This window comes from Zoogloea sp. GDB6, assembly GCF_056724105.1.
Genome location: NZ_CM161497.1, coordinates 4,390,656 through 4,416,929, shown reverse-complemented (window position 1 = coordinate 4,416,929; position 26,274 = coordinate 4,390,656). Strand labels below are relative to the sequence as shown.

General features: G+C 68.5%; 30 protein-coding genes and 1 pseudogene. 27 read left to right on the top strand and 4 right to left on the bottom strand.

Translation table 11 applies throughout. From position 1 onward, the window contains the following. Together cybH and AC1PQG_RS20165 are read left to right on the top strand one after the other, a co-directional pair. Complete coding sequence (gene cybH, locus AC1PQG_RS20170) at positions 1 to 705, top strand: Ni/Fe-hydrogenase, b-type cytochrome subunit (protein WP_481119548.1); 705 nt, start codon at positions 1 to 3, stop codon at positions 703 to 705. A gap of 20 nt (positions 706 to 725) precedes the next feature. Next, entirely contained in the window at positions 726 to 1,097 is a 372-nt protein-coding gene (locus AC1PQG_RS20165; RefSeq protein ID WP_481119547.1) for a HigA family addiction module antitoxin, read from the top strand. Here the strand turns inward: AC1PQG_RS20165 and AC1PQG_RS20160 are convergent. After that, positions 1,069 to 2,181 (bottom strand): hypothetical protein, encoded by a 1,113-nt coding sequence (locus AC1PQG_RS20160; RefSeq protein ID WP_481119546.1) that lies wholly within the window; start codon positions 2,179 to 2,181, stop codon positions 1,069 to 1,071. The genes AC1PQG_RS20165 and AC1PQG_RS20160 overlap by 29 nt on opposite strands. 374 nt (positions 2,182 to 2,555) lie before the next feature. Here AC1PQG_RS20160 and AC1PQG_RS20155 point away from each other — a divergent pair, with 374 nt between their 5' ends. The 20 genes and pseudogenes from AC1PQG_RS20155 to AC1PQG_RS20060 all read left to right on the top strand — a co-directional run bounded on the left by AC1PQG_RS20155 (position 2,556) and on the right by AC1PQG_RS20060 (position 19,833). Continuing rightward, positions 2,556 to 3,167 carry a HyaD/HybD family hydrogenase maturation endopeptidase gene (locus AC1PQG_RS20155; protein ID WP_481119545.1) on the top strand — a complete coding sequence of 204 codons (612 nt, stop codon included), beginning with the start codon at positions 2,556 to 2,558 and terminating at the stop codon, positions 3,165 to 3,167. A 3-nt stretch (positions 3,168 to 3,170) separates the two neighbouring features. After that, complete coding sequence (locus AC1PQG_RS20150; RefSeq protein WP_481119544.1) at positions 3,171 to 3,476, top strand: HypC/HybG/HupF family hydrogenase formation chaperone; 306 nt, start codon at positions 3,171 to 3,173, stop codon at positions 3,474 to 3,476. Then, positions 3,473 to 3,925 carry a thioredoxin domain-containing protein gene (locus AC1PQG_RS20145; protein WP_481119543.1) on the top strand — a complete coding sequence of 151 codons (453 nt, stop codon included), beginning with the start codon at positions 3,473 to 3,475 and terminating at the stop codon, positions 3,923 to 3,925. The genes AC1PQG_RS20150 and AC1PQG_RS20145 overlap by 4 nt, the downstream gene beginning before the upstream one ends. After that, complete coding sequence (locus tag AC1PQG_RS20140; RefSeq protein WP_481119542.1) at positions 3,922 to 4,773, top strand: hydrogenase expression/formation protein; 852 nt, start codon at positions 3,922 to 3,924, stop codon at positions 4,771 to 4,773. The genes AC1PQG_RS20145 and AC1PQG_RS20140 overlap by 4 nt, the downstream gene beginning before the upstream one ends. 2 nt (positions 4,774 to 4,775) lie before the next feature. Further along, complete coding sequence (locus AC1PQG_RS20135) at positions 4,776 to 4,988, top strand: rubredoxin (protein WP_481119541.1); 213 nt, start codon at positions 4,776 to 4,778, stop codon at positions 4,986 to 4,988. Beyond that, positions 4,981 to 5,472: a [NiFe]-hydrogenase assembly chaperone HybE gene (gene hybE / locus AC1PQG_RS20130; protein WP_481119540.1), complete on the top strand. Its 492-nt coding sequence runs from the start codon at positions 4,981 to 4,983 to the stop codon at positions 5,470 to 5,472. Before AC1PQG_RS20135 ends, hybE begins: the two co-directional genes overlap by 8 nt. A gap of 16 nt (positions 5,473 to 5,488) precedes the next feature. After that, on the top strand, positions 5,489 to 6,322 hold the full coding sequence (locus AC1PQG_RS20125) for a hypothetical protein (RefSeq protein ID WP_481119539.1): 834 nt from the start codon (positions 5,489 to 5,491) through the stop codon (positions 6,320 to 6,322). Continuing rightward, entirely contained in the window at positions 6,315 to 6,656 is a 342-nt protein-coding gene (gene hypA, locus AC1PQG_RS20120) for a hydrogenase maturation nickel metallochaperone HypA (protein ID WP_481119538.1), read from the top strand. Before AC1PQG_RS20125 ends, hypA begins: the two co-directional genes overlap by 8 nt. Before the next feature lie 14 nt (positions 6,657 to 6,670). Next, entirely contained in the window at positions 6,671 to 7,723 is a 1,053-nt protein-coding gene (gene hypB, locus AC1PQG_RS20115) for a hydrogenase nickel incorporation protein HypB (protein ID WP_481119537.1), read from the top strand. After that, positions 7,644 to 10,106, top strand: a complete 2,463-nt coding sequence (gene hypF / locus AC1PQG_RS20110) for a carbamoyltransferase HypF (RefSeq protein WP_481119536.1) — start codon at positions 7,644 to 7,646, stop codon at positions 10,104 to 10,106. Before hypB ends, hypF begins: the two co-directional genes overlap by 80 nt. 36 nt (positions 10,107 to 10,142) lie before the next feature. Continuing rightward, entirely contained in the window at positions 10,143 to 10,385 is a 243-nt protein-coding gene (locus AC1PQG_RS20105; RefSeq protein WP_481119535.1) for a HypC/HybG/HupF family hydrogenase formation chaperone, read from the top strand. Continuing rightward, positions 10,382 to 11,521, top strand: a complete 1,140-nt coding sequence (gene hypD / locus AC1PQG_RS20100; RefSeq protein ID WP_481119534.1) for a hydrogenase formation protein HypD — start codon at positions 10,382 to 10,384, stop codon at positions 11,519 to 11,521. Before AC1PQG_RS20105 ends, hypD begins: the two co-directional genes overlap by 4 nt. Positions 11,522 to 11,681: 160 nt before the next feature. After that, positions 11,682 to 12,830, top strand: a pseudogene (locus AC1PQG_RS20095) (FIST signal transduction protein); the annotation flags it as partial. Beyond that, a complete protein-coding gene (locus tag AC1PQG_RS20090) occupies positions 12,813 to 13,712 on the top strand; it encodes a methyl-accepting chemotaxis protein (RefSeq protein WP_481123034.1) in 900 nt (299 codons plus the stop codon). The pseudogene AC1PQG_RS20095 and the gene AC1PQG_RS20090, both read left to right, overlap by 18 nt. Positions 13,713 to 13,809: 97 nt before the next feature. Further along, the gene (locus AC1PQG_RS20085; protein ID WP_481119533.1) at positions 13,810 to 14,166 is read left to right on the top strand and encodes a hypothetical protein; all 357 of its coding nucleotides are present in this window, start codon (positions 13,810 to 13,812) and stop codon (positions 14,164 to 14,166) included. A 1-nt stretch (position 14,167) separates the two neighbouring features. Then, a complete protein-coding gene (gene hypE / locus AC1PQG_RS20080) occupies positions 14,168 to 15,214 on the top strand; it encodes a hydrogenase expression/formation protein HypE (protein WP_481119532.1) in 1,047 nt (348 codons plus the stop codon). Positions 15,215 to 15,234: 20 nt separating this feature from the next. After that, positions 15,235 to 15,537, top strand: a complete 303-nt coding sequence (gene hmuQ / locus AC1PQG_RS20075; RefSeq protein ID WP_481119531.1) for a heme-degrading protein HmuQ — start codon at positions 15,235 to 15,237, stop codon at positions 15,535 to 15,537. A gap of 3 nt (positions 15,538 to 15,540) precedes the next feature. Beyond that, on the top strand, positions 15,541 to 17,271 hold the full coding sequence (locus AC1PQG_RS20070) for a hydrogenase maturation protein (protein ID WP_481119530.1): 1,731 nt from the start codon (positions 15,541 to 15,543) through the stop codon (positions 17,269 to 17,271). After that, positions 17,268 to 18,764, top strand: coding sequence for a sigma-54-dependent transcriptional regulator (locus AC1PQG_RS20065; RefSeq protein WP_481119529.1), 1,497 nt, complete (start codon positions 17,268 to 17,270; stop codon positions 18,762 to 18,764). Before AC1PQG_RS20070 ends, AC1PQG_RS20065 begins: the two co-directional genes overlap by 4 nt. A 73-nt stretch (positions 18,765 to 18,837) precedes the next feature. After that, on the top strand, positions 18,838 to 19,833 hold the full coding sequence (locus AC1PQG_RS20060) for an NADH-quinone oxidoreductase subunit B family protein (protein ID WP_481119528.1): 996 nt from the start codon (positions 18,838 to 18,840) through the stop codon (positions 19,831 to 19,833). Positions 19,834 to 19,845: 12 nt separating this feature from the next. Here the strand turns inward: AC1PQG_RS20060 and AC1PQG_RS20055 are convergent, their stop codons facing one another. Beyond that, positions 19,846 to 20,313 carry a DUF6249 domain-containing protein gene (locus AC1PQG_RS20055; protein ID WP_481119527.1) on the bottom strand — a complete coding sequence of 156 codons (468 nt, stop codon included), beginning with the start codon at positions 20,311 to 20,313 and terminating at the stop codon, positions 19,846 to 19,848. 124 nt (positions 20,314 to 20,437) lie between these two features. Between AC1PQG_RS20055 and AC1PQG_RS20050 the strand changes: the two genes are divergently transcribed. From AC1PQG_RS20050 to AC1PQG_RS20040, 3 genes are all read left to right on the top strand, one after another. Next, positions 20,438 to 21,055, top strand: a complete 618-nt coding sequence (locus AC1PQG_RS20050; protein ID WP_481119526.1) for an RNA polymerase sigma factor — start codon at positions 20,438 to 20,440, stop codon at positions 21,053 to 21,055. Positions 21,056 to 21,067: 12 nt separating this feature from the next. Beyond that, complete coding sequence (locus AC1PQG_RS20045) at positions 21,068 to 21,529, top strand: hypothetical protein (RefSeq protein WP_481119525.1); 462 nt, start codon at positions 21,068 to 21,070, stop codon at positions 21,527 to 21,529. Positions 21,530 to 21,648: 119 nt separating this feature from the next. Further along, entirely contained in the window at positions 21,649 to 23,091 is a 1,443-nt protein-coding gene (locus tag AC1PQG_RS20040) for a nickel-dependent hydrogenase large subunit (RefSeq protein ID WP_481119524.1), read from the top strand. A 19-nt stretch (positions 23,092 to 23,110) separates the two neighbouring features. On the opposite strand, the gene AC1PQG_RS20035 is transcribed toward AC1PQG_RS20040, so the two are convergent. Continuing rightward, positions 23,111 to 23,950, bottom strand: a complete 840-nt coding sequence (locus AC1PQG_RS20035; RefSeq protein ID WP_481119523.1) for an SH3 domain-containing protein — start codon at positions 23,948 to 23,950, stop codon at positions 23,111 to 23,113. A 216-nt stretch (positions 23,951 to 24,166) separates the two neighbouring features. Here AC1PQG_RS20035 and AC1PQG_RS20030 point away from each other — a divergent pair, with 216 nt between their 5' ends. Then, positions 24,167 to 25,207, top strand: coding sequence for a hypothetical protein (locus AC1PQG_RS20030; protein ID WP_481119522.1), 1,041 nt, complete (start codon positions 24,167 to 24,169; stop codon positions 25,205 to 25,207). A gap of 11 nt (positions 25,208 to 25,218) precedes the next feature. On the opposite strand, the gene AC1PQG_RS20025 is transcribed toward AC1PQG_RS20030, so the two are convergent. Next, a complete protein-coding gene (locus AC1PQG_RS20025; RefSeq protein WP_481119521.1) occupies positions 25,219 to 25,656 on the bottom strand; it encodes an acyl-CoA thioesterase in 438 nt (145 codons plus the stop codon). 127 nt (positions 25,657 to 25,783) lie between these two features. On the opposite strand from AC1PQG_RS20025, the gene nikR reads away from it, so the two are divergent. After that, positions 25,784 to 26,272 (top strand): nickel-responsive transcriptional regulator NikR, encoded by a 489-nt coding sequence (gene nikR, locus AC1PQG_RS20020; protein ID WP_481119520.1) that lies wholly within the window; start codon positions 25,784 to 25,786, stop codon positions 26,270 to 26,272. Positions 26,273 to 26,274 lie beyond the last annotated feature (2 nt).

Genomic DNA, 26,274 nt, shown 5'->3' with positions numbered 1-26,274 from the left:
ATGCTGTCACAACAGGACATGCTGGAGGCCGAAAGGCACGGCCGGCAGGTACGCTCGATCTACGTGTATGAGGCCCCGGTGCGTCTGTGGCACTGGATCAACGCGCTGGCGATGGTGGTGCTGGCGGTCAGCGGTTATTTCATCGGCAAGCCGCTGCCGACGATGCCGGGCGAGGCGTCCGACAACTTCCTGCTCGGTTACATCCGCTTTGCCCATTTCGCCGCGGCCTACATCTTCGCGGTAGGGCTGGCCGGGCGGGTGTATTGGGCCTTCGTCGGTAACCACCATTCGCGCCAGATCTTCAAGCTGCCGATCTTCAACGGCCACTGGTGGAGCGAGGTGTTCTTTGAGCTGCGCTGGTATCTGTTCCTTGAGAAGCAGCCGAAGAAATACGTCGGCCACAACCCGATGGCCCAGCTGATGATGTTCTTCTTCTTCACCGTGCTGGCCTTCGGCATGCTGTGCACCGGCTTTGCGCTATACGGCGAAGGGTTGGGTCTGGGTTCCTGGGCCGACCGCCTGTTCGGCTGGGTGATCCCGCTGCTCGGCGGCTCGATGCAGACCCACAGCCTGCACCGGCTGGGCATGTGGATCATGATGAGCTTCGCTGTCGTGCACATCTACGCGGCGATCCGCGAGGACATCATGAGCCGCCAGAGCCTGATCTCGACGATGATCTCGGGCTGGCGGATGTTCAAGGATTGAGTGTTGCGCACCCTCGCGCAATGACCCGCAAGGTCTCCCTCCCCGGGCCGGACCGTCCCTGGCAACAGGGCGTTCCGGCCTTTCTGCGTCTACGCCCGGGGCGGCGTCCGCTGCATCCGGGCTTGTTTCTGGAGAGTCGTTTCCTGGTGCCGTTGGGCATCACCCAGGATGCGCTGGCGAAGGCGCTGGGAATCTCCCGGCGCCGGGTCAATGAGCTGGTGCGCGGCAAGCGTGCCGTGACGCCGGATACGGCGGTGCGGCTGGCGCTGCTGTTCCAACTGGAGCCGGCTTTCTGGCTGGGGCTGCAGCTGCAGTGGGATCTGTATCGGGAATGCCGGGCTGTGACTGGCAGCCAGGGCAGCGTTACGGGAGCTGCGACATCAGGTGGATGAAGCCGGCCGTGCTGAATGTCAAGAGCATGATTATGGTGATTCCGGCTGCAGCCAGCGGCGCATAACTCACATTGGAGAAATGACGCCCACACTCGCGACAGCGGAAATACTCGCTGAATGTGATGCCCGCGATCCGGCGTGGATTGATTCGCGACATGCGGACGTTTGTGCTGTTGCAATGGACGCAGGTCGGGGTTGTCGGTGTCCAGAAGGTGGTCCGGCGAGCCGGGTGGTGGCGATCTTCCTCGAGCTTGGCGGTGAGGCGGGCAGCGGCCTTCTTCTTTTTATGCGACCGATGGCCAGGGCTTTCCGGGTCCGTGTCCGGCGTTGTGCTATCGGGGGCATTCTGCCGGCGTTCAGCGGCATTCGATCTACGGATCCAGCGCAGATAGAGGGCCAGTCCGAAGGACACTATCGTTAGAGCAATGATGAGCCCAAGCTCCAGGTGTGGGCGGAGCGTCCCGTAGAGCTGCTTCAGATCAGACAATGTCCAGGATGGGGAAAGGGCGTCCTGATGCTGAGCGTCAGCCTTCGCCGGGGCGTCCTGCTTTCTGAGCTCCTTCAGCTTTTCGTGGCCGTGCCAGGCTGCGTCGGTAGGTGACATGCCGGCGCGGGTCAGGGTGACCGCATCCTCGAAGCCAAAGCCTGCATCCAGCCAGGCCAGGCGATCACGCGGGGTGAAGCCTTCGCGCTTCCACTGGACGGGGTCGGACTGATCGAGTTCCGCCATCAGCGTGTGGTTGTTCTTGGTCGTCTCGCGCCATTCAGCTGCTTCGTCAGGGTCGAAGCCTTTGTCGGACCAGGTGCGCGCCACCACGGGAGCAAAGTCGGCGTTTTTCCATTCGAGCGCCTCGTGGGGCTTGAACGAATAACTCTCCCATTCCCGGGCTTCCGCCGGTTTCATTCCGGTGTCTTCCCAGCGGGTGATCTTGCGAGGCGTGGACGGAATAGCGCTCTCGGCCTCGGAGGTGGTCGCGGGTTTGGGGGGCGTCGCTGACTTGAGCGGGGCGTCCTCGGCAGATCGGACCAATGGCGCCGCGGTCAGGAGAGCGAGGGCAGTGAGGGCGGGCAGGATCTTTCTCATAGGCTCAAGACAATAAACCACTCCGTTCGGGTGTGCAGGGCAAATTCCGTTGCAATGCGAAAAATTCCCGCTCGTGTTGTTTCGGGTTATGTCGATGAAATATAAATGTAAATGGACGTGAAATTGAACAGCCCGCCCGTGGATTCGATATATGCCTTTGTGCTTGTCTGGCAGTGCTTTTTGGTGGAAAGAGAGATTTCTGTTCTGTGCCTTTGTGGAAGATTATTTTTCGTTTTTGTTTTGCGATGCCCGATTGCCCGGTCGAGCCGAGGGTTGCGAGCCTTTGGAGCCGGTCATTTATCCGCTCGCCGTCCTGCGGGCAAAGGCGGCACGGATCTTGATTGTGTAACCTATCCCGTTACAAAGGCGTGTTCATGACTTCCGTGCCGCGAATTCTCGTTTTGGGTATCGGCAATCTCCTGTGGGCCGACGAAGGTTTTGGTGTGCGCTGCGTGGAGGCGTTGGCCGAACGCTATGCGCTGCCGGACAACGTCACCGCGATGGATGGCGGTACTCAGGGCTTGTACCTGTTGCCTTATGTGGAGGAGGCGCAGCGCCTGCTGGTCTTCGATGCCGTGGATTACGGCGATCCATCGGGCACCCTGCGCGTCGTGACCGGCAGCGAGGTGCCGCGCTTCATGGGTGCGAAGAAGATGAGCCTGCACCAGACTGGTTTCCAGGAGGTGCTGGCGTCCGCCGAACTGCTCGGTCGCCTGCCCGAAGAATTGGTGCTGATCGGTTGCCAGCCGGTGGAGCTGGAAGACTTTGGCGGAAGCCTGCGCGATGCGGTGAAGGCGCAGATCGAGCCGGCGCTGGCGGTGGCCGGCGAATGGCTGGCCCGCTGGGGCGCGCCGCTGGCCCCGCGCGAAGGCGCCGGGCCGCGCCTCAACGAAGGCAGCCTGGAAATGGCCAATTACGAGTCCGGCCGCCCCAGCGAGCAGGAGGCTTGCCGCTTCGGCGATGCGCGCTTCCTGCAGGAGGGCTGAGCCGTGTGCCTCGGCGTACCGTATCGCGTCATCGAATCCGCCGGCTGGATGGCCCGCTGCGACGGGTCGGGCGGCGAGCAGCAGATCGACCTGTCCTTGGTCGGCGAACAGCCGCCCGGTACCTGGCTGTTGACCTTTCTCGGCGCCGCGCGGGAGGTGATCGACGCCGACCGGGCCGCGGCCATCAACAACGCGCTGGCTGCCCTCGATGCGGCAATGGCCGGCGACCATGCGCGCATCGACGCGCTGTTTGCCGACCTGGTCGACCGCGAGCCGAGCCTGCCCGATCACTTGAAGGATCTTTCATGAGCGTTCAATTCGCGCCGCCCCAGTCGTCCCTCGACAAGCTGGAGGGGGCCCTCAAGCGCCTGGCCGAGCGCCACGGTTTCGAGCGCGTCGCCGACGCGGCCGCCTTCGACGCCGGCGCAGGGCTGGCCGTGCTGCTGCTGACCGACGACCCCCAGCGCAGCCCCGAATCCCTTGATGTCATCGTCGTGCTGCCCGAGGCGCTGCAGGCTCTCGGGCTGCCGGCGCGGCGCTTCGCCGCCGATGCGCAGACCAGCCCGCTGCTGGCTAAGCGCTTCGGTGCCAGCCGTTTCCCGACCGTCGTCGTGCTGCGCGACGGCGCCTACCTGGGGGCCTTCAGCGGCATCCTCGATTGGGGGCCTTTCGTCGGCGAGTTGCAGGCCCTGGCCGCCGCCGCCCCCAGCCGTCCCCCGATTTCCGTTGCCGTCCAGGACGCCAGGAGCTGTTCATGAAACCTTTCCCGATTCCCGTCGTGCCCGTCGGCCCCGGTTCGCAGACCGACGAGGCACCCGACTACCTGGCCATGCCGAGCGGCATGAACACCTTCCAGGCGCCGCGCCTGCCGGAGGCCGCCAGCGCCGCCGACATCGCGCGGGCGGCGGAGGTGCTCGAAGGCCTGTTGGCGACGATGCGCGTCCAGTCTATCGACGCCGCCCAGCCGGCGACGGCGCTGCTCGACGACGAGTCGGCCGGCGTCCGCGAGGTGCTGACCCAGTCCCTCGGTTTTGGCGAGGTGTCCGCCTTCACGCTGGCGCCGAGCCGGGTGCGCGTGCAGGAAACCGCCTTTGCCGCGCTGTGGCGCGTGCTGGAGGAAGGCGAGGGCGGTCGGATCGTTGCCGACCGCCTCGTCGCCGCTCCGGTGCCGGTGGAACTGTACGCGGCGATGCGCGCCACCACGCTGCCCGAGCTGAGCCTGCCGCCGCTGCTGCCCAACATGATGAACGGCGAGGCGTTGCTCGCCGAAGTCCAGCAACAGGCCGCCCGCCACCAGTTCGGCAAACCGGCCCACGTGATCAACCTGACCCTGCTGCCGGTCACCGAGACGGATCTGGACTACCTGTATGGCGCTCTCGGCCACCGTGAGGTGTCGATCCTGTCGCGGGGCTACGGCAACTGCCGGGTCACCAGCACGCGGCTCGCCAACGTGTGGTGGGTGCAGTATTTCAACAGCATGGACAGCCTGATCCTCAACACCATCGAGGTGGTGGACATGCCCGAAGTGGTGCTGGCCGCTGCCGAGGATTATGCGGATTCCATCGAGCGCCTCGGCGAATACATCCAGATGCTGAAAGAGGGCTGAGCATGTTCGAAGGCTCCTTTCTCGGCGACGGCGCCAAGCTGGCCGACACCGACAAGCTGGAATGCGGCATCTGCTGGTCGGTGTACGATCCGGCCGAAGGCGACGAGCACTGGGGTATTCCGCCCGGCACACCGTTCTCGCGGTTGCCGGAGCACTGGCGCTGCCCCACCTGTGACGCCCCGCAGCACAAGTTCATGGTGCTGAAGGATGGCTGATCCGCTGGCCGCCGCCGAACTGGTCGAGCGCGTCGAGGCCTGTTACCGCGGCGTCGCCGCCGGGGCGATGGCCGACGTGCCGCTGTGCAATCCCTTGCTGTCCGTGCGGCTGCTGGGGCTGGCGGAGTGGGAAGGTGTCCGCGTGGGCGCGCTGGTGATGCCGTGGGCGATCAACCTGCTGCTGCTGCCCGGCAGTGCCCCGTGGCAGGCGGCGCCTGCGCTGTCCAAGCAGCACAGGCGCTTCCCGAGCGGGGATTATGAGTTCATCCACGCCGAAGACGTCGGCTTCGGACCCTTCCAGATGTGTTCGCTGTTCTCGCCGGCGCTGGAGTTCGATTCGATGGAGGCCGCCTGCGCGACGGCCCAGGCGGCCTTGCTGGCGCTGCTGCGCCCGCCGCTGGAGGCCCCTGTGGAGACGCAGATGTCCGAGCCGGTGTCGCGCCGGCGCTGGCTGTTCGGGCGCGGCAGCGCGTCGGTAGCGTGAGAAGGGAGCGTCGCCGATGATGAATGGACCCCTTGCCGGCGGGCTGCGCATCAGTGCGCGCTGGGCGGATGGCTGTCTGCACGACTGGCGGGTCAATCTGCTGCGGCCGCCGGTCGCCAAGGCCCTGGTCGGGCTGACGCCGGAAGAGGCGCTGAGCCGCGTGCCGCTGTACTACAGCCTGTGCGCCCAGGCCCAGCGGGAAGCGGGGCGCCTGGCCCTGCTGGCTGCCGGGTGGGCCACCGAGGAGCCGGCGGAAAGCTGGCTGCTGTGGGCCGAGTGCCTGCACGAACACCTGTGGCGCCTGCTGCTCGACTGGCCGCGGCGCTTCGGCGTGGCGCCGCAGACTGCCGCCTTTGCGGCCTGGCGCAACGTGCGCGGCCAGGGGCGTTCGGCGCTGGTGGCGGCCACTGCGCGGGTGCTGGACGAGACGCTGGGCGGTGGCGGCGGGGTGCTCGACCAGGGCTTCGATCAGCTGGATGCAGACGGCGCGCTGGCTCTTCGTACGGGGCTTCAGGCCCGTCTGGCGGCAGTGCATGCGGCGCAGGAGTCCCTGACGGCGGACGACGTCTATCCCTACGGCAGCACCGGCCGGCCGGCGGCCGGGCACGGCGAAGCGTGGATCCATACGGCCCGCGGTGCGCTGCGCCACGAACTGCGGCTGGACGGCGGGCGCATCGTCGGCTGGCACGTGGAGGCGCCGACGGATCGCAATTTCGCCAGCGAAACGGGTATTGTGAAGCTGCTGCCCGCCAGCCTGCCGACGCAGGCCGCGGCGCAGGAGGCGGTGGAGCGGGCGGTGCTGCTGCTCGACCCCTGCGTAGCGTATGAAGTGGAGATCGCGGATGCATGAAATGTCGCTGGCGGAAGGGATCCGCCAGATCGTCGAGGATGCCGGGTGCAGCCAGGGCTTCCACAAGGTCAAGACGGTGGTGCTGGAGATCGGCCAACTGTCGTCGGTGGAGCCGGACAGCCTGCGCTTCTGCTTCGACGTGGTGATGCAGGACAGCATTGCCGCCGGTGCCGCGCTGCAGATCGACAGCGTGCCGGGCAGCGGCTGGTGCATGCAGTGCGCCGAGACGGTGCCCGTCGCGGCACTGTACGATCCGTGCCCGAAATGCGGCAGCTACCAGGTGCAGGCCACTGGCGGCACCGAGATGCGGGTCAAGGAACTGGAAATCGAATGAAGGTGGTCTGAGACATGTGCAATGTGTGCGGTTGCGGAACCGGAGAAAACCGCCTGGAGGGCGAAGCCCTCGATCACGAGCATGAACACGAGCACGTGCACGCCGACGGCACCGTGCACCGTCATACTCATCACCACGCGGACGAGCATGCGCACGGCCACTCGCCTTACCAGTGGGTGCCCGCCGCTGCCCACGGTCACTCCCATCGCCATGCCGACGGCTCCGTGCATAGCCACGATCACGTCCATGAGGGCGAGCACATCCACGACCACGGCGACGGCAGCGTGCATTACGGCCAGGGTCCGGCCGGCGCCCACGCGCCGGGCATGAGCCAGGCGCAGATGGTCAGGATCGAGCAGAACATCCTCGCCAAGAACGACGGTTACGCCGAGCGCAACCGCAGCTGGCTGGCCGACCGGGGCATCCTGGCGCTGAACCTGGTGTCCAGTCCGGGCTCGGGCAAGACCACGCTGCTCGTGCGCACGATTGAAGAATTGAAGAGCAAGGTGCCGGTCGCCGTCGTCGAGGGCGACCAGCAGACCAGCTTCGACGCCGAGCGCATCCGCGCCACCGGCGCACCGGCGCTGCAGATCAACACCGGCAAGGGCTGCCATCTGGACGCTCACATGGTCGGCCGTGCGCTGGAAAAGCTGAGCCCGCAGGAAGACAGCGTGCTGCTCGTCGAGAACGTCGGCAATCTGGTCTGCCCGGCGGCCTTCGACCTGGGCGAGGCCGCCAAGGTGGTGGTGCTGTCGGTGACCGAAGGGGAGGACAAGCCCCTCAAGTATCCGGACATGTTCGCCGCCGCACGCCTGATGCTGGTGAACAAGATCGACCTGCTGCCCTACCTGAGCTTCGACGTGCAGAAGGCTATCGACTTCGCGCGGCGGGTCAATCCCACGCTCGAGGTGATTCAGGTGTCCGCTACCACCGGTGCCGGCTTTGCCGACTGGCTGGGCTGGATCGATGCCCGCCTCGGCGAGGCCCGTGCCGGCCGCCAGCGCACCGTCGATCAGCTGCGTGCGCGCATTGCCGAGCTGGAAGCCCGGCTCGCCGCCAAGGGGTGACGCGCCGATGCTGATGATCGTCGACCCGACCTGTGTCGCCCGCCGCTTGCGCGTGCGCGGCGTCGTGCAGGGTGTGGGGTTCCGGCCCTTCGTCTACCGCTTCGCCCGGAAGCTCGGCCTGACCGGCTGGGTGCGCAACGACGGCGCCGGCGTGGAGATCGAGATCCAGGGTGGTGAAGCCATCCTCGATGCCTTCACCCAGTGCCTGGCCAGCGAAGCGCCGCCGCTGGCGCGAGTGGACTCCATCGAACCGGAAGTCATCGCGCCGGACCTCGCACGTACCGAGTTCCTGATCCTGCCCAGCGCCGATGGTGTGGTGGCCACCGCCATCGGTCCGGACACGGCGATCTGCCCGTCCTGCCTCGGCGAACTGTGTGACCCTGACGACCGCCGCTGGCGCTATGCCTTCATCAATTGCACCAACTGCGGCCCGCGCTACACGATCACCCGCCGTCTGCCCTACGACCGCGCCAACACCAGTATGGCGGCCTTCCCGCAGTGCCCGCATTGCGAGGCCGAGTACGCCTTTCCGGGCGACCGGCGTTTCCATGCGGAGCCCAACGCCTGCCCGATCTGCGGCCCCCATCTGACCCTGTACGAACCCCACGGCGTGCGCGCACTGGCCCGCGACCCGGTGAGCGAGACGCTGCGCCGCCTGCAACTCGGCGAGATCGTCGCGCTGAAGGGCCTGGGCGGTTTCCATCTGGCCTGCGATGCCGCCGACGGCGACGCGGTAACCCGCTTGCGGGTGCGCAAGCGCCGCCCGCACAAGCCGCTGGCGCTGATGTTCGCCAACCTGGTCAGCGTGAAGCGCTGGGCGCGGGTGTCGGAGGCGGAAGCCGCGGCGCTGGAGAGCCCCGAGCGGCCGATCGTGCTGCTGGAAAAACTGCCGGGCTTCGACCGGATGTTCCCGGGCATTGCGCCGGGCCTCGACGAAGTCGGCGTGATGCTGCCCTACACGCCGCTGCACTACCTGCTCTTCCACGAGGCCGCCGGCCGGCCCGCCGGCACCGCGTGGCTGGTCGACGCGCAGCCGCTGGGTCTCGTGATGACCAGCGCCAACCCCCACGGGGAGCCGCTGGTGAAGGACAACGACGAAGCCTTCGAGCGCCTGGCCGACATCGCCGACGTGCTGCTGATGCACGACCGGGACATCGTCGTGCGCTGCGACGACTCGGTGCTGCGCCTGCGGCCGGATCTGCCCGCCGGACCCCATGAGGCTGCCGGCGCCGGCATCCAGTTCATGCGCCGCGCGCGAGGCTTCACGCCGCTGTCCCTGCCGCTGCCCGACGACGGCCCGGCGGTGCTGGCCTTCGGTGCCCACCTCAAGGCGACCCTGTGCCTGGCCCGCGGGCGCGAGGCCTTCCTGTCCCAGCACATCGGCGGCCTCGACAGTCCGGCCGCCTGCGCGGCGCTGGACGAGGTGGCCGACCACCTGCAGTCCATCCTGTCGGTACGGCCGGCGGCGGTGGCCCACGACGCCCATCCCGATTACTACTCGACGCAGGCCGCGCTGGCGCTGGCCGAACGCCTGGACATCCCGGCGATCGCCGTCCAGCATCATCACGCCCACCTGGCCGCGGTGTGCGCCGAGCATCGTCTTGAAGGGCCGGTGCTCGGTCTGGCCGCCGACGGCGTCGGCCTCGGCACTGACGGCATGCCGTGGGGCGGCGAGCTGCTTTACGTGGATGGCGCCGAGTTCCGTCGCCTCGGCCACCTCAGCCCGCTGCCGCTGCCCGGCGGCGACCGTGCGGCGCGGGAGCCGTGGCGCATGGCCTGCGGCGTGCTGCACGCGCTGGGACGCAGCGATGAGGCGGCCCGGCGTTTCCCGGATCAGGCCGTGGAGCAGGTGCTGGCGATGCTGCACAAGGGCACCCGCTGCCCGCCGACCACCAGCCTCGGCCGCTGGTTCGATGCGGCGGTCGGACTGCTCGGCATCTGCGACACGATGACTTTCGAAGGCCAGGCGGCGATGCTGCTGGAGACGTTGGCACGGGCCTTCGGCGACTGCCTGGCGCTGCCCGGTAGCTACTACATCGACGAGCGCCCGGAGGCGGGCCTGTCGGTGCTCAATCTCTATCCGCTGCTCAATCACCTGGCCGACGAGGACGATGCGGCGCGCGGTGCGGCCCGCTTCCACGCCGGGCTGGCCGACGGTCTGGCCCAGTGGCTCGGCAATGCGGCCCTCGCCACCGGCATCCGCCAGGTCGCGCTGTCCGGCGGCTGCCTGCACAACCGCCTGCTCGCCAGCGGTCTGCGCGCGCGCCTGCAGGCCCGCGGGCTGAAGGTCTTTGAAGCCCAGCACGCGCCTCCCGGCGACGGCGGTGTGGCCCTCGGCCAGGCCTGGGTGGCCCGCGCGCAGCTGGCGCGGGGCGTGTGGTGAAGGCAGGGCAGCCCGGCAACAGGAAGGACTGATTTCATGTGTCTCGCAATCCCGACCCGCGTGGTCGAACTCCTGCCCGACGGCCAGGCCCTGGTGGACCTGGGCGGCGTGCGCAAGACGATTTCCCTTGAACTGGTGGATGACGTGCTGCCCGGCGACTACGTGATCGTCCACGTAGGTTACGCGCTGACCCGCCTCGACCCGGAGGAGGCCGAGCGCACGCTGGCGCTGATGAAGGAAGCCGGCATCGACGTGGCCGGCGAGGCGGCATCCGCATGAAGTACGTGGACGAATTCCGCGACGGGGAGGTCGCCCGCGGCCTCGCCGAGGCCATCGCCCGCGAGGCGCGGCCGGACCGGCGCTATGCCTTCATGGAGTTCTGCGGCGGCCATACCCACGCGATCTCCCGCTACGGTGTGGCGGATCTGCTGCCGCCCCAGGTGCGCATGATCCACGGCCCCGGTTGCCCGGTGTGCGTACTGCCCATCGGCCGCATCGACCAGGCCATCGGCCTGGCGCTGGAGCGCGGCGTCATCGTATGCACCTACGGCGACACCCTGCGCGTGCCGGCCTCCGGCGGCTTGTCGATGCTGCGGGCGCGCGCCAGGGGCGCCGACATCCGCATGATCTATTCGGCGGCGGACGCGCTGGCGCTGGCGCAGAAGGAGCCCCAGCGGCAGGTGGTGTTCTTCGCGATCGGCTTCGAGACCACCACGCCGCCGACCGCGCTGGTGATCCGCCAGGCGGCCCAGCTGGGCCTGAAGAATTTCAGCGTGCTGTGCTGCCACGTGCTGACGCCGTCGGCGATCACTGCGATCCTCGAATCGCCGGAGGTGCGCGAGCTGGGCACGGTGCCGCTGGATGGCTTCATCGGGCCGGCCCACGTCAGCACGGTGATCGGCAGCCGCCCGTACGCGCACTTCGCCGAGGAGTACCGCAAGCCGGTGGTGATCGCCGGCTTCGAGCCCCTCGACGTGATGCAGGCGATCCGCATGCTGGTGCGCCAGGTGAACGAGGGCCGGGCCGAGGTGGAGAACGAGTTCTCCCGCGCGGTCAGCGAGGACGGCAACCTGAAGGCCCAGGCCCTGGTGTCGGAAATCTTCGAACTGCGCCGCGACTTCGAATGGCGCGGGCTGGGAACGGTGCCCTATTCGGCGCTGCGCATCCGCGAGCGCTTCGCCGATTTCGACGCGGAGGCGCGTTTTGGCTTGCGTTACCAAGGCGTGCCGGACCACAAGTCCTGCGAATGCGGGGCCATCCTGCGCGGCGTCAAAACGCCCTTGGACTGCAAGCTGTTCGGTACGGTGTGTACGCCGGAGACGCCGATGGGCTCCTGCATGGTGTCGTCCGAAGGGGCTTGCGCGGCCCATTACACCTACGGCCGCTTCCGCGATATTCCGGTTGTTGCTGCATGATGGAGCGCTTTCGCCAAGTCCTTGTCCCGAAAGGGAACAATTGCTTGAGGCGACCGCTATTGGTCAGTGATTTATTACCTAAAACAGGGTTAAATCTCGTCTCGCTGCGGCCGATAAGCCGCCATACGGCCTGTTCGAAGCCGTGCAAGGAGACAAGAAGATGAACCTGTTCAAAAGTCTGCGGGGAGCGCCGGCCCCGGGTGTGGTGACCCTGCAATGCCGTGCGTCCGAGGTCGCTCAACGCCTCGCGTCCGCAGTCATCGCACCGACCTTCGTCGGCGGCTACGTGTCGCCCCACGTGGATATCGACCAGGTTGCCCGCGCCGTGACCGCCCGTTTCCCGGGCGTGCCGGTGATGTTGTGTTCCACTGCCGGCGAGCTGTGTGGCGAGACCGATAATCTGTACTGCCACACCGGCGAGCACTGGGACCGGGTGGTGCTGCAGTGCTTCGACGCCTCGCTGATCGCCCGCGCCCAGGTGGTGGCCGTGCCGCTGGCCTGCGAGGACCTGCGCCGTGGCAAGTCCGAGGTGCCGGTGAAGGAGCGCCTCGCGCGTATCGCCCGCAACATCGAAGCGGTGCGCCTGGACATGGACATCGACTACCGGGACACGCTGGCCTATGTGCTGTTCGACGGCCTGTCGGCGTCCGAGTCCTTCTTCATGGAGGCGCTCTACGATTCCGGGCGTTTCCCGTGCCTGTTCGTCGGTGGCTCGGCCGGCGGCAAGTTCGACTTCAAGAACACCTGGATCCACGACGGCAATCGCCGCCTGGAGAACCACGCGCTGATCGCCTTCCTGAAGGTGGCCAAGGGCACCCGCTTCGGGGTGCTGAAGAGCCAGAACTTCGTGCCGGATGGTCCGCGCTTCCCGGTAATCGGCGCTTCGCTGGAGCAGCGCTACGTCAGCCAGGTGATCGCCGCCGACGGCCGCATCGTGCCTTTCATCGACGCGCTGTGCAGCCACTTCCGCTGCGACCCGGCCCAACTGGAAGGCAAGCTGGCCGATTATTCCTTCGCGATCCAGGTCGGAAAGGAGATCTTCGTCCGCTCGGTGGTAAACGTGGACGTGCGTGCCGGCCGCGTTAATTTCTACTGCGACATCTCGCCGGGTGAGGAGCTCATGCTGGTCCGCCGGACCGGCCTGGTACAGAGCACGGAGCAGGATTTCCGCAACTTCATGGCCGGCAAGCCCGGCGCGCCGGTGGCCGGCATCCTCAACGACTGCATCCTGCGCCGCCTCTACAACGACAAGGAGCTGTCCCGCGTCGGCAGCGCGCTGCCGTGCAAGCAGATGGCGGGCTTCTCGACCTTCGGCGAGATCCTCGGCCTCAACCTGAACCAGACCCTCACCGCGGTGTTCTTCTTCCGCGTGCCGGAAGGCACACCCTTCCGCGACGACTACGTGGACAACTTCGTCGCCCACTACGGGGAGTTCAAGGCCTTCTTCCTGCGTCGCCAGAGCGCCAAGCTGACCGGCCTGTCGCGGGTCATCGTCAAGCAGATCGCCGACTACCAGGCCGAAGCCTTCGACAGCCAGCTCGACCCGTCGAACTTCGACGACAACATCGCGCTGGTGGTGCACGGCCTCAACAGCCTTGGGCAGACGTTGCAGTCGTCCCATTCCCTCCGCGACCAGATGGCCCACCAGCTGGAGAGCTGTGCCGGCGACCTGTATTCCTCGGTGGGGGCGTTGTCCGAGCATATCGACGAGCAGGAGAGGGTGGTGAACGCCGCGGGCGGCACGGTCAGCGAGCTGACCCACCAGGCTGCCGACAGCGCCGACAGCGCGCGCAAGCTGGCCCAGGCCAGTGGCCGTATCCAGGGCGTCGTGGAAGTGATCCAGCAGATCGCTGACCAGACCAACCTGCTGGCGTTGAACGCGGCGATCGAAGCCGCGCGGGCCGGCGAGGCCGGCCGCGGTTTCGCAGTGGTGGCTGACGAAGTGCGCAAGCTCGCCGAGAAGTCCCGCGCCAGCGCCGGCGAGATCGGCACCGACATCTCCACGCTGGCCAGTGAGATCGGCCGCGTCGCGCAGGAGATCGAGCGCCAGGCCGGCGACGTGTCCAACCTGTCCGGCATGCTCACCGACATCCAGGCCTTCAGCGGCAAGACCTCCGAGACGGCCGGCCACACCAAGGCGGTGGCCGACACCCTCAAACACCTGACCGAGAGCCAACTGACCCGGGCCTGACCCGGCGGGCACGCCTGCGCGTGCCGTGCCGCTCGGCCCCCGAACGACACGACACGCCCATGCTGCCCTGTGAGCTCCCCACGCGCGGGGGCCGGTCATGTTGACCGGCGCCCTGCTCGGCATCGTCGAGGATGCCGCCCACGCGATCCTGACCCTCACCGACGGGGTGGATGACGCGACCCTGTTCTCCCTGCGCCTGACCCGCGACGAGGCGATCCGCCACCTGATCGTCATCGCCGACTCCCTCGGCAACCTGCCTGCCGATGCGGCGGCCGCGCTGTCGTCCCTCGATCGGGACGGCTGGGCGCTGACCGCTCGCAGCCTCCGCAGCATCCAGCGCGCCACGGTGGACGAGGCGCTGGCCTTCGGCGTGCGTTCGCTGGTGCCGGCGCTGATCCTCAACCTGCGCCGCTATCGCCGCAGCCATCCGGACCTGTTCGTGTTCAAACCCTGATATGAAAAAAGCCTACGTCCGTCCCCTCGACCTGCGCCACGGCAGCGTGGACCTCTCCCATGGCGGCGGTGGCCGCGCGATGGTCCAGCTGATCAGCGACATCTTCGCCCGCGCCTTCGACAACGAATGGCTGCGCCGCGGCGACGACGGCGCGGTGCTGCCGGCGCCGGCGCCCGGCGAGCGCCTGGTGGTGGCCACCGACGCCCACGTGGTGTCGCCGCTGTTCTTCCCCGGCGGCGACATTGGCTGTCTGTGCGTGCACGGCACCATCAACGACGTGGCGGTGATGGGCGCGCGCCCGCTGTACCTGGCCGCCAGCTTCGTGCTCGAAGAGGGTTTCCCGCTGGCCGAGCTGCAGCGCGTGGTGCTGAGCATGGCCGCGGCGGCCAGGGAGGCCGGCGTGCCGGTGGTTACCGGCGACACCAAGGTGGTCGAGAAAGGGAAGGGCGACGGCATCTTCATCACCACCACCGGTATCGGCGCGCTGCCGGCCGGCCGCGAGCTGTCCGGCGCCAACGCGCGGCCCGGCGACGCGGTGATCGTCTCCGGCACCCTCGGCGACCACGGCATGGCGATCATGGCCCAGCGCGAGAACCTGGCCTTCGACTCGGCGATCCGCTCCGACACCGCCGCGCTGCACGGCCTTGCCGCCGTGGCGATGGACGCTGCGCCGGACCTGCGCCTCTTGCGCGACCCGACCCGCGGCGGCCTGGCCGCTACCCTCAACGAGATCGCCCAGCAGTCGGGGGTCGGCATCGTCCTCGACGAAGCGGCCATCCCGGTGGATCCGCAGGTGGCTGCCGCCTGTGAGTTCCTGGGCCTCGACCCGCTCAACATCGCCAACGAAGGCAAGCTGATTGCCGTCTGCCCGGCGGCGCAGGTCGACGGGCTGCTCGCTGCGCTGCGTGCCCATCCCCTCGGCGCGCGGGCAGCGAAGGTCGGCGAAGTGATCGCCGACGACCACCGCTTCGTGCAGATGAAAACCGCCTTCGGAGGCCGCCGCATGGTGGACTGGCTGGCCGGCGAACAGCTGCCGCGGATTTGTTAACCCACCAGGAGAGACCGACCATGTACATCGCCATGAACCGTTTCCGCATCGCCCCGGGCCGCGAGGCCGAGTTCATCGACATCTGGAAGCAGCGCGAATCGCACCTGGACGAGGTGCCGGGCTTCAAGGAGTTCCACTTGCTGCAGGGGCCGACGACGCCGGAGTTCACGCTGTTCGCGTCCCACTCGGTGTGGGAGTCGGCGGCCGCCTTCGAGGCCTGGACCCGCTCCGAAGCTTTCCGCAAGGCCCACGCCGGCGCCGGCAGCAGCCGCGACATCTACCTGGGGCCGCCGCAGTTCGAGGGCTTCGAGGCCGTGTTGTAAATCGTGCGCATCCTGCTGCTGACCCATAGTTTCAACAGCCTGACCCAGCGCCTCTTCGAGGCGCTGGCGGTGCGCGGCCACGACCTGTCGGTGGAGTTCGACATCGCCGACTCGGTCACCGAGGAGGCGGTCGCGCTGTTCCAGCCGGACGTGCTGCTGGCGCCCTTCCTCAAGCGCGCCATTTCCGAATCCCTGTGGTCGCGTCAGCTGTGCCTGATCGTCCATCCCGGCATTGTCGGCGACCGTGGCCCGTCGGCGCTGGACTGGGCGATCCAGTCCGGCGCGGTGGAGTGGGGCGTCACCGTGCTGCAGGCCGAGGCGGAGATGGACGCCGGCCCGGTGTGGGGCAGTGCGACCTTTCCGATGCGGCCGGCCAAGAAGTCCAGCCTGTACCGCAACGAAGTGACCGAAGCGGCACTGGCCGCCGTGCTGGAGGCCCTCGACCGCGTGGACGACTGGCGTGCCGGCCGCTGGCAGCCGCGCCGCGTGCAGCCCGGCGACGGCGATGTGCGGGGCGGCCTGCAGCCGCTGATGCGCCAGGCCGACCGCGCCATCGACTGGCAGCGCGACAGCAGCGCGCAGATCCTCGCCCGCCTGCGCGCGGCGGACGGTTTTCCCGGCGTGGCGGACAGCCTGTTCGGCGTGCCTTGCCACCTGTTCGACGCCCATCCGGCGCCGGCCGAACTCGGTGCCACACCCGGTGCGCTGCTGGCCCGGCGGGACGGCGCGGTGCTGCGCGCCACCGTGGACGGGGCGGTGTGGATCGGCCACGTGAAGCGCGGCGATCGGCCGGATGCGATCAAGCTGCCGGCCACCGTCGCCTTCGCTGCCGAGGCCGCCGGCCTGCCCGAGCGACCCGCCGAACTGTGGCGCGATGCCACCGACGACGGTGCCGAACTGCGCTACCGCGAAGAGGCGGGTGGGACTGTCGGCGTCCTGTCTTTCGATTTTTATAACGGAGCGATGGCCACCGACCAGTGCCGCCGCTTGATCGCCGCCATCGACTTCGCCCGCAGCCGGCCGACCCGCGTGCTGGTGCTGGAGGGCGGGGCGGACTTTTGGTCCAACGGCATCCACCTCAACCGCATCGAGGCCGTGCAGCTGGATGGCGGCTCGGCGGCGGATGCGTCGTGGGACAACATCAACGCGATGGACGACGTGTGCCTCGCCATCCTGCTGCTCACCGACCGCCTGACGGTGGCGGCCCTGCGCGGCAACGCCGGCGCCGGCGGCTGCTTCCTGGCGTTGGCCGCCGACCACGTCTGGGCGCGGGACGGGGTGATCCTCAACCCGCACTACAAGAACATGGGCAACCTGTACGGCTCGGAATACTGGACCTACTTGCTGCCGCGGCGGGTGGGGGCGGACGGTGCCCGCGCCATCATGGCTGCGCGTCTGCCCCTCGGTGCGCCACGGGCGGTGGAGGGCGGGCTCATCGACGCCTGCTTCGGTGCCGACCGGCCGGCCTTCGAGGCCGAGGTGCTGGCCCGTGCCGCCGCGCTGGCCGACGCGCCGGACTACGCGGAGCGCCTCGCCGCCAAGCAAGCCCGCCGCGCTGCCGACGAGGCCGCCAAGCCGCTGGCCGCCTACCGCGACGAGGAACTCGCCCACATGCGCCGCAATTTCTACGGCTTCGACCCCAGCTACCACGGCGCACGCTACCATTTCGTGATGAAGAGCCCCCAGTCCTGGACCCCCCGCCACCTCGCCCGCCACCGGGAGGTCGGCCGATGAATACCCCCTTCAAACCCGCCGCCCGCCTGCCGGCGGTGCTGGTGGTGGATGACGAAGTCCGCTCCCAGGAAGCCCTGCGCCGCACCCTCGACGAGGAGTTCGAGGTGTTCACCGCCTCGTCGGCGGAAGAGGCCGGCACCATCCTCGAGCGGGAAGTGATCCATGTGCTGCTGTGCGACCAGCGCATGCCCGGTGAGTCCGGCGTGGCCTTCCTCAAGCGCGTGCGTGAGCAGTGGCCGGACGTGGTGCGCATCATCATCTCCGGCTATACGGACTCGGAAGACATCATCGCCGGCATCAACGACGCGGGCATATACCAGTACCTGCTCAAGCCCTGGCAGCCGGACCACCTGCTGATGGCGATCCGCAACGCTGCCGAGCTGCACCGCCTGCAGGCCGAGAACCAGCGCCTCAGCCTGGAGCTGCGCACCGCCGGGCCGGTGCTCAAGAAGCGCGTCGAGATGAAGTACGAGCGGGTCAAGCGCGAGTTCGGCCTCGACGGGCTGACCCGTGCGCCGGGCAGCCCGCTCAACCCGGTCTGCGAGCTGATCGCCCAGGTCGCGCCCTTCGATCTTTCGGTGCTGATCTCCGGTGAGTCCGGTACCGGCAAGGAGATGATCGCGCGGGCGCTTCACTACCAGAGCAGCCGTGCCGACAAAGCCTTCGTCATCGAGAACTGCGGGGCGCTGCCCGATCAGCTGCTGGAGGCCGAATTGTTCGGCTACAAGCGCGGCGCGTTCACCGGCGCCTATGAGGACCGCATCGGCCTGTTCCAGCAGGCGGACGGCGGCACCCTGTTCCTCGACGAGATCGGCGAGACCTCGCCGGCCTTCCAGGTTAAGCTGCTGCGCGTGCTGCAGGAGGGCGAGTTCCGCCCGCTCGGTAGCACCCGGCCGGTGACGGTGGACGTGCGGGTGATCGCCGCCACCAACCGGGACCTGGAAACCGAGGTGCGGGAAGGGCGTTTCCGCGAGGATCTGTATTACCGGCTGGCCATCGTGCCGCTGCACGTGCCGCCGCTGCGCGAGCGGCCGATGGACATCCCGCTGCTCGCCGAGCGTCTGCTGGAGGCCAGCCGCAACGCCCTTGGCAAGGACAGCGAGGGCTTCACCCAAGAGGCCCTGAACTGCATGGCCGCCTACCGCTGGCCGGGCAATGTGCGGGAACTGCAGAACGCCATCCTGCGCATGCTGGCCCTGTCTTCCGAGCCGCGCCTGGGCGCCCACCTGCTGGCGCCGCGGGTGCTGCAGGCCGGTGCCGACGGCCGCGACGAGAGCCCCTACGACGGCGATCTTGAGGCGGTCGGCTTCAGCGGCACGCTGCAGGAGCGCGTCGATGCCCTCGAGGCCCGCGTGCTGAAGGAGACCCTGATCCGTCTGCGCTGGAACAAGACCCGCGCCGCCAACGAGCTGGGCCTGTCCCGTGTCGGCCTGCGCGCCAAGCTGGCCCGCTTCGGGCTGGACGGTGGCGACAAGGCGGGGGATGGGGAATGAAATGCGGGCGCACGGTGGTTGACCTTGTCTTGCCCCCACGCGTTTTATGGCATCTGTCGTGTGGGAGACTTCGATGAAGCTGCTGTGGCTGCAGTCCGGTGGTTGCGGCGGCTGCACGATGTCGTTGCTGTGCTCCGGTGCGCGGGATCTGCCTGGCCTGCTGGCGTCGGCGGGCATCGAGCTGGCCTGGCATCCGTCCCTGTCGGAGGCGACCGGTGACGAGGTGCGTGCGCTGCTCGCCGATTTCGAGTCCGGCCGCGAGCCCCTCGACCTGTTGTGCGTCGAAGGCTCCCTGCTCACCGGCCCCAACGGCAGCGGCCGCTTCCACATGCTGGCCGGCACCGGCCGGCCGATGATCGCCTGGGTGCGCGCGCTGGCCGCCCGCGCCCGCTACACGCTGGGCATCGGTACCTGCGCGGCCTATGGCGGGATCACCGCCGCCGGCAACAACCCGGCGGGGGCGATCGGCCTGCAGTACGACGGCCAGCATCCGGGCGGGCTGCTGGGCGTCGATTACCGCTCGGCCGCCGGCCTGCCGGTGATCAACGTAGCGGGCTGTCCGACCCACCCGGACTGGGTGGTGGATACGCTGCTGGCGTTGGCCCTCGGCCAATTCGCCGCAAACGACATGGACGCCCTCGGGCGGCCGCGTTTCTACGCGGACCAGCTGGTGCACCACGGCTGCACGCGCAACGAGTTCTACGAGTTCAAGGCCAGCGCCGAGAAACCCGGCGACCTGGGTTGCATGATGGAGCACATGGGCTGCAAGGGCACCCAGGCCCACGCCGATTGCAACATCCGCCCGTGGAACGGTGTCGGCTCATGCACCAACGGCGGCTACCCGTGCATCAGCTGCACCGAGCCCGGCTTCGAAGCGCCGGGCCACGCCTTTGCGCGCACGCCGAAGGTGGCGGGCATCCCGATCGGCCTGCCGTCGGACATGCCCAAAGCCTGGTTCGTCGCGCTGGCGGCCCTGTCCAAGTCGGCCACGCCGGCGCGGGTACGCCATAACGCGGTGGCCGAGACGCCGGTGGTGGCGCCGGCCATCCGCAAGATCGGCTTGAAGTAGGACGTGCCGGCGTCAGCCAGGCGAGCGCCCGTCGCGGTGTTGTGACGTGGCGGGCAGGTTGTCGCCGGACTGGCGGCGCCGGGTGTCCAGTTTGTACAGCAGCAGGTTGGCGGCGCCGATTGCCGCAGGCACCAGCCCCCAGATCGCGCGTTCGGGGTGGCGGCTGCTGACCAGCAGCGCGATGGCGATCGCGATGCCGACGGCGAGCAGCAGCACTCCGCGCCGCAGGTAGTCATCGGAAGTCCGGCTGCGGCGGCGTCCGCCGCCTCCGTCCAGCAGTTCCGGCGGCAGCGGTGGGGGTTCCATGCCCTGCGCGATGGCTGCCATGCGTTCGGCGTGAATCAGTTCGGCGATGCGGATGCGCCGGCGGTAGCGGAGGGCCGTGCCCAGGATGGCGATGCCGATGCCGAGCACGATGGCGGTAAGGGGCAGCGCGGCGCGCAGGATGGCGACCAGTTCGCTGGAGTCGTCGATGGACATGTGTGCATTCCTGTGTGGGTTGATGCCCTTGATACCTGGCCGGGCAGTGGCCGGTTTCGCCGCCGCCGCAGATTTTTTTGTACCCGGTTGAAACCGGCTTGCATGTCGGGAAGTATCAAGCGGCATGGACCTCAACCCACCTCCTTCCCTGAGCCCGCCGGATTCCGACGCCGCCCGCCGCGATGCGGACATCGTCGCGCGGCTGGAGCAGGGCGACGGTGCTGCGGCTTTCGAACGGCTGGTGGCCCGCTACGAAGGGAAGGTCCATCGCCTGTGCATGGCTTTGCTGCGGGACGAGGCGCAGGCGCGGGATGCCGCCCAGGACGTGTTCCTGCGCGTGTGGCGGGCGCTGGGGACTTACGATCGCCGCAGCGCCGCGCCGTCCACCTGGTTGTACGCCATCGCCCGCAACCGCTGCCTGTCCCTGCTGGCACGGCGCGATCCGGACCATGCCTCCCTCAGCGTGCCGGAGGTGTGGGCCGAGGCGGAGGCCCTGGCCGCGCCGCCGGACATCGTTGGTGAAGGGCCGGCGGCCTTGCTCGCACGCCTGGTGGATGCGCTGCCGGTGGCCTACCGCAGCTGCCTGACGCTGTTCTACTACGAGGACCGCTCGGTGGCCGAGGTGGCGCAGATGCTGGGCTTGCCCGACGGCACCGTGAAGACCCATCTGCACCGGGCGCGCAAGCTGCTGCTCGCCGAGTTCCAGCGCCGTGGGCTGGATGAACCGGGGCTGTGGCTGTAGGAAGGAAGACGCATGGACAAGACGAATTCCGATAGCGCCGACGCCCGCGCGCTGCAGGCTCTGGACAGCGCGCTGGGCAGGGTGCTGACGCCGCCGCCGCTGCCCGACGGCTTCCGCCAGCAACTGATGGCCGCCATGCTGCAGGATGCGGCGGCCGACCTGGCCGCCCGGCAGGCCGACCTGGCCGCCCGGCAGGCCGACCTGGCCGCCCGGCAGGCCGCGCTGGAGGCCGAGCACGCCCGCCTGCTGGCTGGTCTGAAGGCGGACCACGTAAGGCTGCGCCGCGATACGCTGGCGATCGTGGTCGGCTCGGCGTTTGCGGCTGGCGCTGCGTCCATGCTGCTGGCGCCGTGGCTGGTGGAGGCATGGACGCTGGACACCGTCTGGGTCGGCCCGGTGCTGGCCAGTGTTCTCGGACTGGGGCTGGCCGGCTGGGCCGGTCTGCGCCGCTTCGGCGTGCGGATCGGGAGCTAGTCGGGGCGGCGTTGTATCCTTCGGTCGAGACCACATCCCGTTCCGGCCGCCATGTTCCGTTGTTGCCCGCCTTTGCCGCTCCATTCCGAAACTGTTACGGGCGTTGCCGGAGTGCGCCGGTGAGCCGGGTGACGGTGGGGCCCTTCAACCGCGTCGAGGGCGACCTGGAGGTCAGCCTGGAGATGGAGAACGGGCGGGTCGCCGCGGCCTACGTCAATTCGCCGCTGTTCCGCGGCTTCGAGCAGATCCTGGTCGGCCGCGAGGCGCTGGACGCGCTGGTGATCGTGCCGCGCATCTGCGGCATCTGTTCGGTGTCGCAGTCGGCCGCTGCCGCAGCCGCGCTGGCTGACCTGGCCGGGGTGCAGCCGACGCCCAATGGCCGCCGGATGAGCAACCTGATCCTCGCCGCCGAGAACCTGGCCGATCATTTCACCCATTTCTACCTGTTCTTCATGCCGGATTTCGCCCGCGAGGCCTACCGGGCGCGAGCCTGGTTCCCGGCCGCCGAGGCGCGCTTCAAGGCGGTCAGCGGCACGGCGACGCGTGATGCATTGCCGGCACGGGCGGGCTTCCTGCAGATCATGGGCTTGCTCGCCGGCAAGTGGCCCCACTCGCTGACGCTGCAGCCGGGCGGCGTGGCACGGGCGCCCCAGGCTGCCGAGCGCCTGCGGGTTTTCGCGGCGCTGCGGGAGTTTCGCGGCTGGCTGGAGCGGCAGCTGTTCGGCGACAAGCTGGAGGCCATCGCGGCTCTCGATTCCCAGGTCGCGCTGCATCGCTGGATGGACAGCCGGCCGGCGGAGGCCAGCGATTTCCGGTTGTTCCTGGAGATCGCGGAGGATCTGCAGCTGGCGCGCTACGGTCGGGGTACGGACCGTTTCCTGAGCCATGGCGCCTATCCGAAAGAGGCAGGCGGCTGGCTGTTTCCGCGCGGCGTGCTGGATCTGCCAGCGGGGGCGCTGCAGCCCTTCCTGCCCGGCGATGTGCTGGAGGACGTCAGCCATGCCTGGCTGGAGGATGAGCCGCCGCGCCACCCGTCAGAAGGCGAAACGCGGCCGGTGGAGGACAAGCCGGGTGCCTACACGTGGTGCAAGGCACCGCGCTGGCAGCAGCAGGTGGTGGAGTGCGGTGCGCTGGCCCGCCAGGTCGTGGCCGGCCATCCGCTGATCCGCGAACTGGTGGCCCAGGGCGGCGGCAATGTGTTCAGCCGGGTGGTGGCGCGTCTGCTGGAGTTGGCCATCGTGGTGCCGGCGATGGAGAACTGGCTGCGCGAGGTGGACGACGGCCCGTTCTGCGCTCAGGTGGCGCTGCCCGGCGACGGGCGGGGGGTGGGCCTGGTGGAGGCGGCCCGTGGGGCGCTCGGGCACTGGGTTACGCTGCGCGGCGGGCACATCAGCCGTTACCAGATCATCGCGCCGACGACCTGGAACTTCTCGCCGCGGGATGCCGCCGATATTCCCGGGGCGCTGGAGCAGGCCCTGGTCGGCCTGCCGGAGGACCAGCCCTTGCTGGTGCAGCACGTGGTGCGCAGTTTCGACCCCTGCATGGTCTGCACGGTCCACTGAGCAAGGGCGGAGGAGTGGCTTAGCGGTTCCCCGGGCGTTCTTCCCGCGGTCCTTCCTGATGCTGCGGGCCACGGTCGTGGCCGGTGCCGCGCTCTTGGCGCGGCGGTTGTGCTTCGCGCTGTGGCTCGGGGCGGGCAGGGGGCGGTGTGAAGGCCCGTGGCGGCTCCTGGCGCGGTGCCGCGTGTTGTTCCTGGCGGGGTGGGGTGTTCGGCATGCCGCCGCCGTTCCATCCGGGATTCGGGGCCGGCATGGCGTTGCGTGGTGGCTGCTGTTGGGGCATGGCCTCCTGGCGCGGCGGCCGGTTACGTTCCCTCTCGCCTTCCCGCTCACGCTCGGCGTCGCGGCGTCCTTGTTCGCGCTCCCGATCGCGGTCGAAGCGGGGGGCTGGGTAAGGCTGGCTCCAGCCTCCCGGCGGAGGCATCGCCCGCGGTGGATGCATGATGGGCGCAGCTGGGGGAGGCCGGTCACGCCAGCGGTCGCGCTCGCCGTACCAGGGTTGGCGGCGGTAATGGGCGCCCCAGTAGTCGCTGATGTAGAAGCTGATCAGCGGGATGCCGAGCGTCGGTCCGTACTGCAGGATCGGTACGCTGCTGCCTCCCCACGGGTAGTACAGGCTGCCGGCGAAGACCCAGCCGCGGGCCCCGAAGGATAGCTGCACGTCGCACCACTGGTAGTCCGACAGGCAGCCGAACAGGCGGGCCTCCATGCCCGGCGCCAGCGTCATCAGGATGGGGTAGTCGGGGGCCGGGCCTGCAAACAGCTGGACAGGTTCCGCGATCAACACGGTTTGGGCCTGGGCGGCTGCCGGTAAAAGAACGGCCGCGAAGGCAATGGGGCGGAGCAGACGGGCGACGGGCATGATGGGCTCCCGGAATGGGCCGGGTGAGGGCAAGGGCAGAGATTCCTGCTTTGTATCTTAGAGCCCCTTCGTAAGCGCTTCGACAGGACTCTGTAAGCGCAGATTACCACCGCAGGCGGAGGACCATGAAAGCCTGTCGGCCCCTCATGCGGCGGTAAAGTTGCCGGGCAAGACGCCGTAGAGCAGGGCATCTTCACGTCTGTATCGAGGTTCGCCATGAAAATCGCCGCATCCAGCATGGAAATGCAAGCCAGCCATCGCAGCCAGGCCACGCTGGCGGTGGACGAGCGCCTGTCGGCGTGGGGTGGGCGTCGGCCGGATGGCGCCGCCGGTCAGAGCCGCATCGCGCGCAGCGTGGTGGTGTCCCAGGCGGCCCGCCAGGCCCTCCGCCAGGAACAGGCCCAGGCTTCGGCCACGGTTGCCAGGTCGGGTGACGACGACGGGACGAAGAACGATCCCAAGCTGGCGTTGCTCAAGACCATCATCGAGCAACTGACCGGCCAACGAATCCGCCTGATGTCGGTCGATGGGCTGAGCACTGCGCAGCAAACGGCGACGGCAGTCTCATCGGCTGCGGCGCAGGCTTCGGCACCCGAATTCGGCATCGCCTACGACCGCACGGAAACCCGTACCGAGTCGGAGGAAACCCATTTCGAGGCGAGTGGCACGATCCAGACCGCCGATGGCAAGCGCATCGATTTCAACGTTGCACTGTCGATGGCGCGCAGCGAGACGACGACCAGCAGCGTGAGCCTGCGGGCCGGCAATGCGGTGAGCAAGGATCCGCTGGTGATCAACTTCGCCGGGGAGGCCGCGAGCCTGGAGAACCAGCGCTTCAGCTTCGACCTGATGGGCGACGGTCAGCAGGTGGACATGCCGCTGCTCGGGCAGGGCAGCGGCTTCCTGGTACTCGACGCGGTGGGCAGCGGCAAGGTGACGTCCGGCCGTCAGCTTTTCGGGCCGGCCAGCGGCGACGGTTTTGCCGATCTGGCCAAGTACGACGGCGATGCCAGCGGCTGGATCGACGAGGCCGACGCGGTGTTCGACCGCCTCGGCGTGTGGACGCCCGACGCCAGCGGTGGCGGCAGCGTGCGCTCCCTGCGCGATGCCGGTGTCGGGGCGCTGTACCTGGGCCGCACGGCGACCCCGTTCACGCTGAAGGATGGTGCCGCGTTGGGCGCCGTGCGCAGCACCGGTGTCTACGTGGCCGAGGACGGCCGCGTCGGGACGATGCAGCAGGTGGATGTGAACGTCTGAGCGCTGCGCGCTCAGACGGTTTCCGGGGCGCCGATCTTGGCCCTGAAGGCCGGGGGGATGAGGGCGGCGCGCCTGGCGGCGTAGTCGAAGAACAGGATGCCCATCTTGCCGCGGGCCACTTCGCGGCCGCTGGCCTTGTCGGCAACCGTCCACATCAGGTCCAAGCCGTACTTGTTGAAGTCGGCGGGGGTCATCGAGAACGCCAGGGTCTCGCCGTGGAAGGCTTCGGACTTGTATTGCAGCGCGGCATCGGCGACCACGATGCCGACCCCTTCCACGTCCAGCTCGTCGTAGCCGAAGGAGCGGAAGAAACGCACCCGTGCCTCCGACAGAAGTCCGATGAGGGCGGCGTTGTCCAGGTGCTGGGCCTTGTTGATGTGGGTGATGTAGATCGGGACGTCGGTCGAGAAGAGAAACTGTTCGGGCAGTTCGATCTGGATGCGGGCCATGGGATGTCCTTGGGGGCGATAGGTCTGTCGTTCGATTATCGCAGTGCAGCGAAGCCCATGGGGCGCCGATTGCGGCGTGCCGGGGCGAGAGGCAGAATGCTTCGCCTGACCTTGCCTGGAGCGCCCCGTGGAACGTTTCACCATCTCCCTCGACGAAGACCTGGCCCGTGAGTTCGATGCGCTGATCGCCGCCCGTGGCTATTCGAACCGTTCCGAGGCGGTGCGCGACATCCTGCGCGCCCAGCTGGAAAGCAACCGGCTGGCGCGGGAAGAGGCGGGGCACTGCATCGCCAACCTGTCCTACGTCTATAACCACCATGAGCGCGAGCTGGCGGAGCGCGTCACCCACGACCAGCACGAGCACCACGACCTGTGCGTGGCGACGCTGCATGCCCACCTGGATCACGACAACTGCATGGAAAGCGTGATCCTGCGCGGGCCGACGGCAGAGGTGCGGGCCTTTGCCGATGCGCTGATCGCCAAGCCGGGCATCCGCCACGGCGCACTGAACCTGGTGACGGCGGAGTTTGGTGCGCAGAGCCACACTCACGATCACAGCCATCCCCGTGCCGATGGGCATGCCCATCCCCATGGCCACTACCGGCCGCGGAGCTGAGC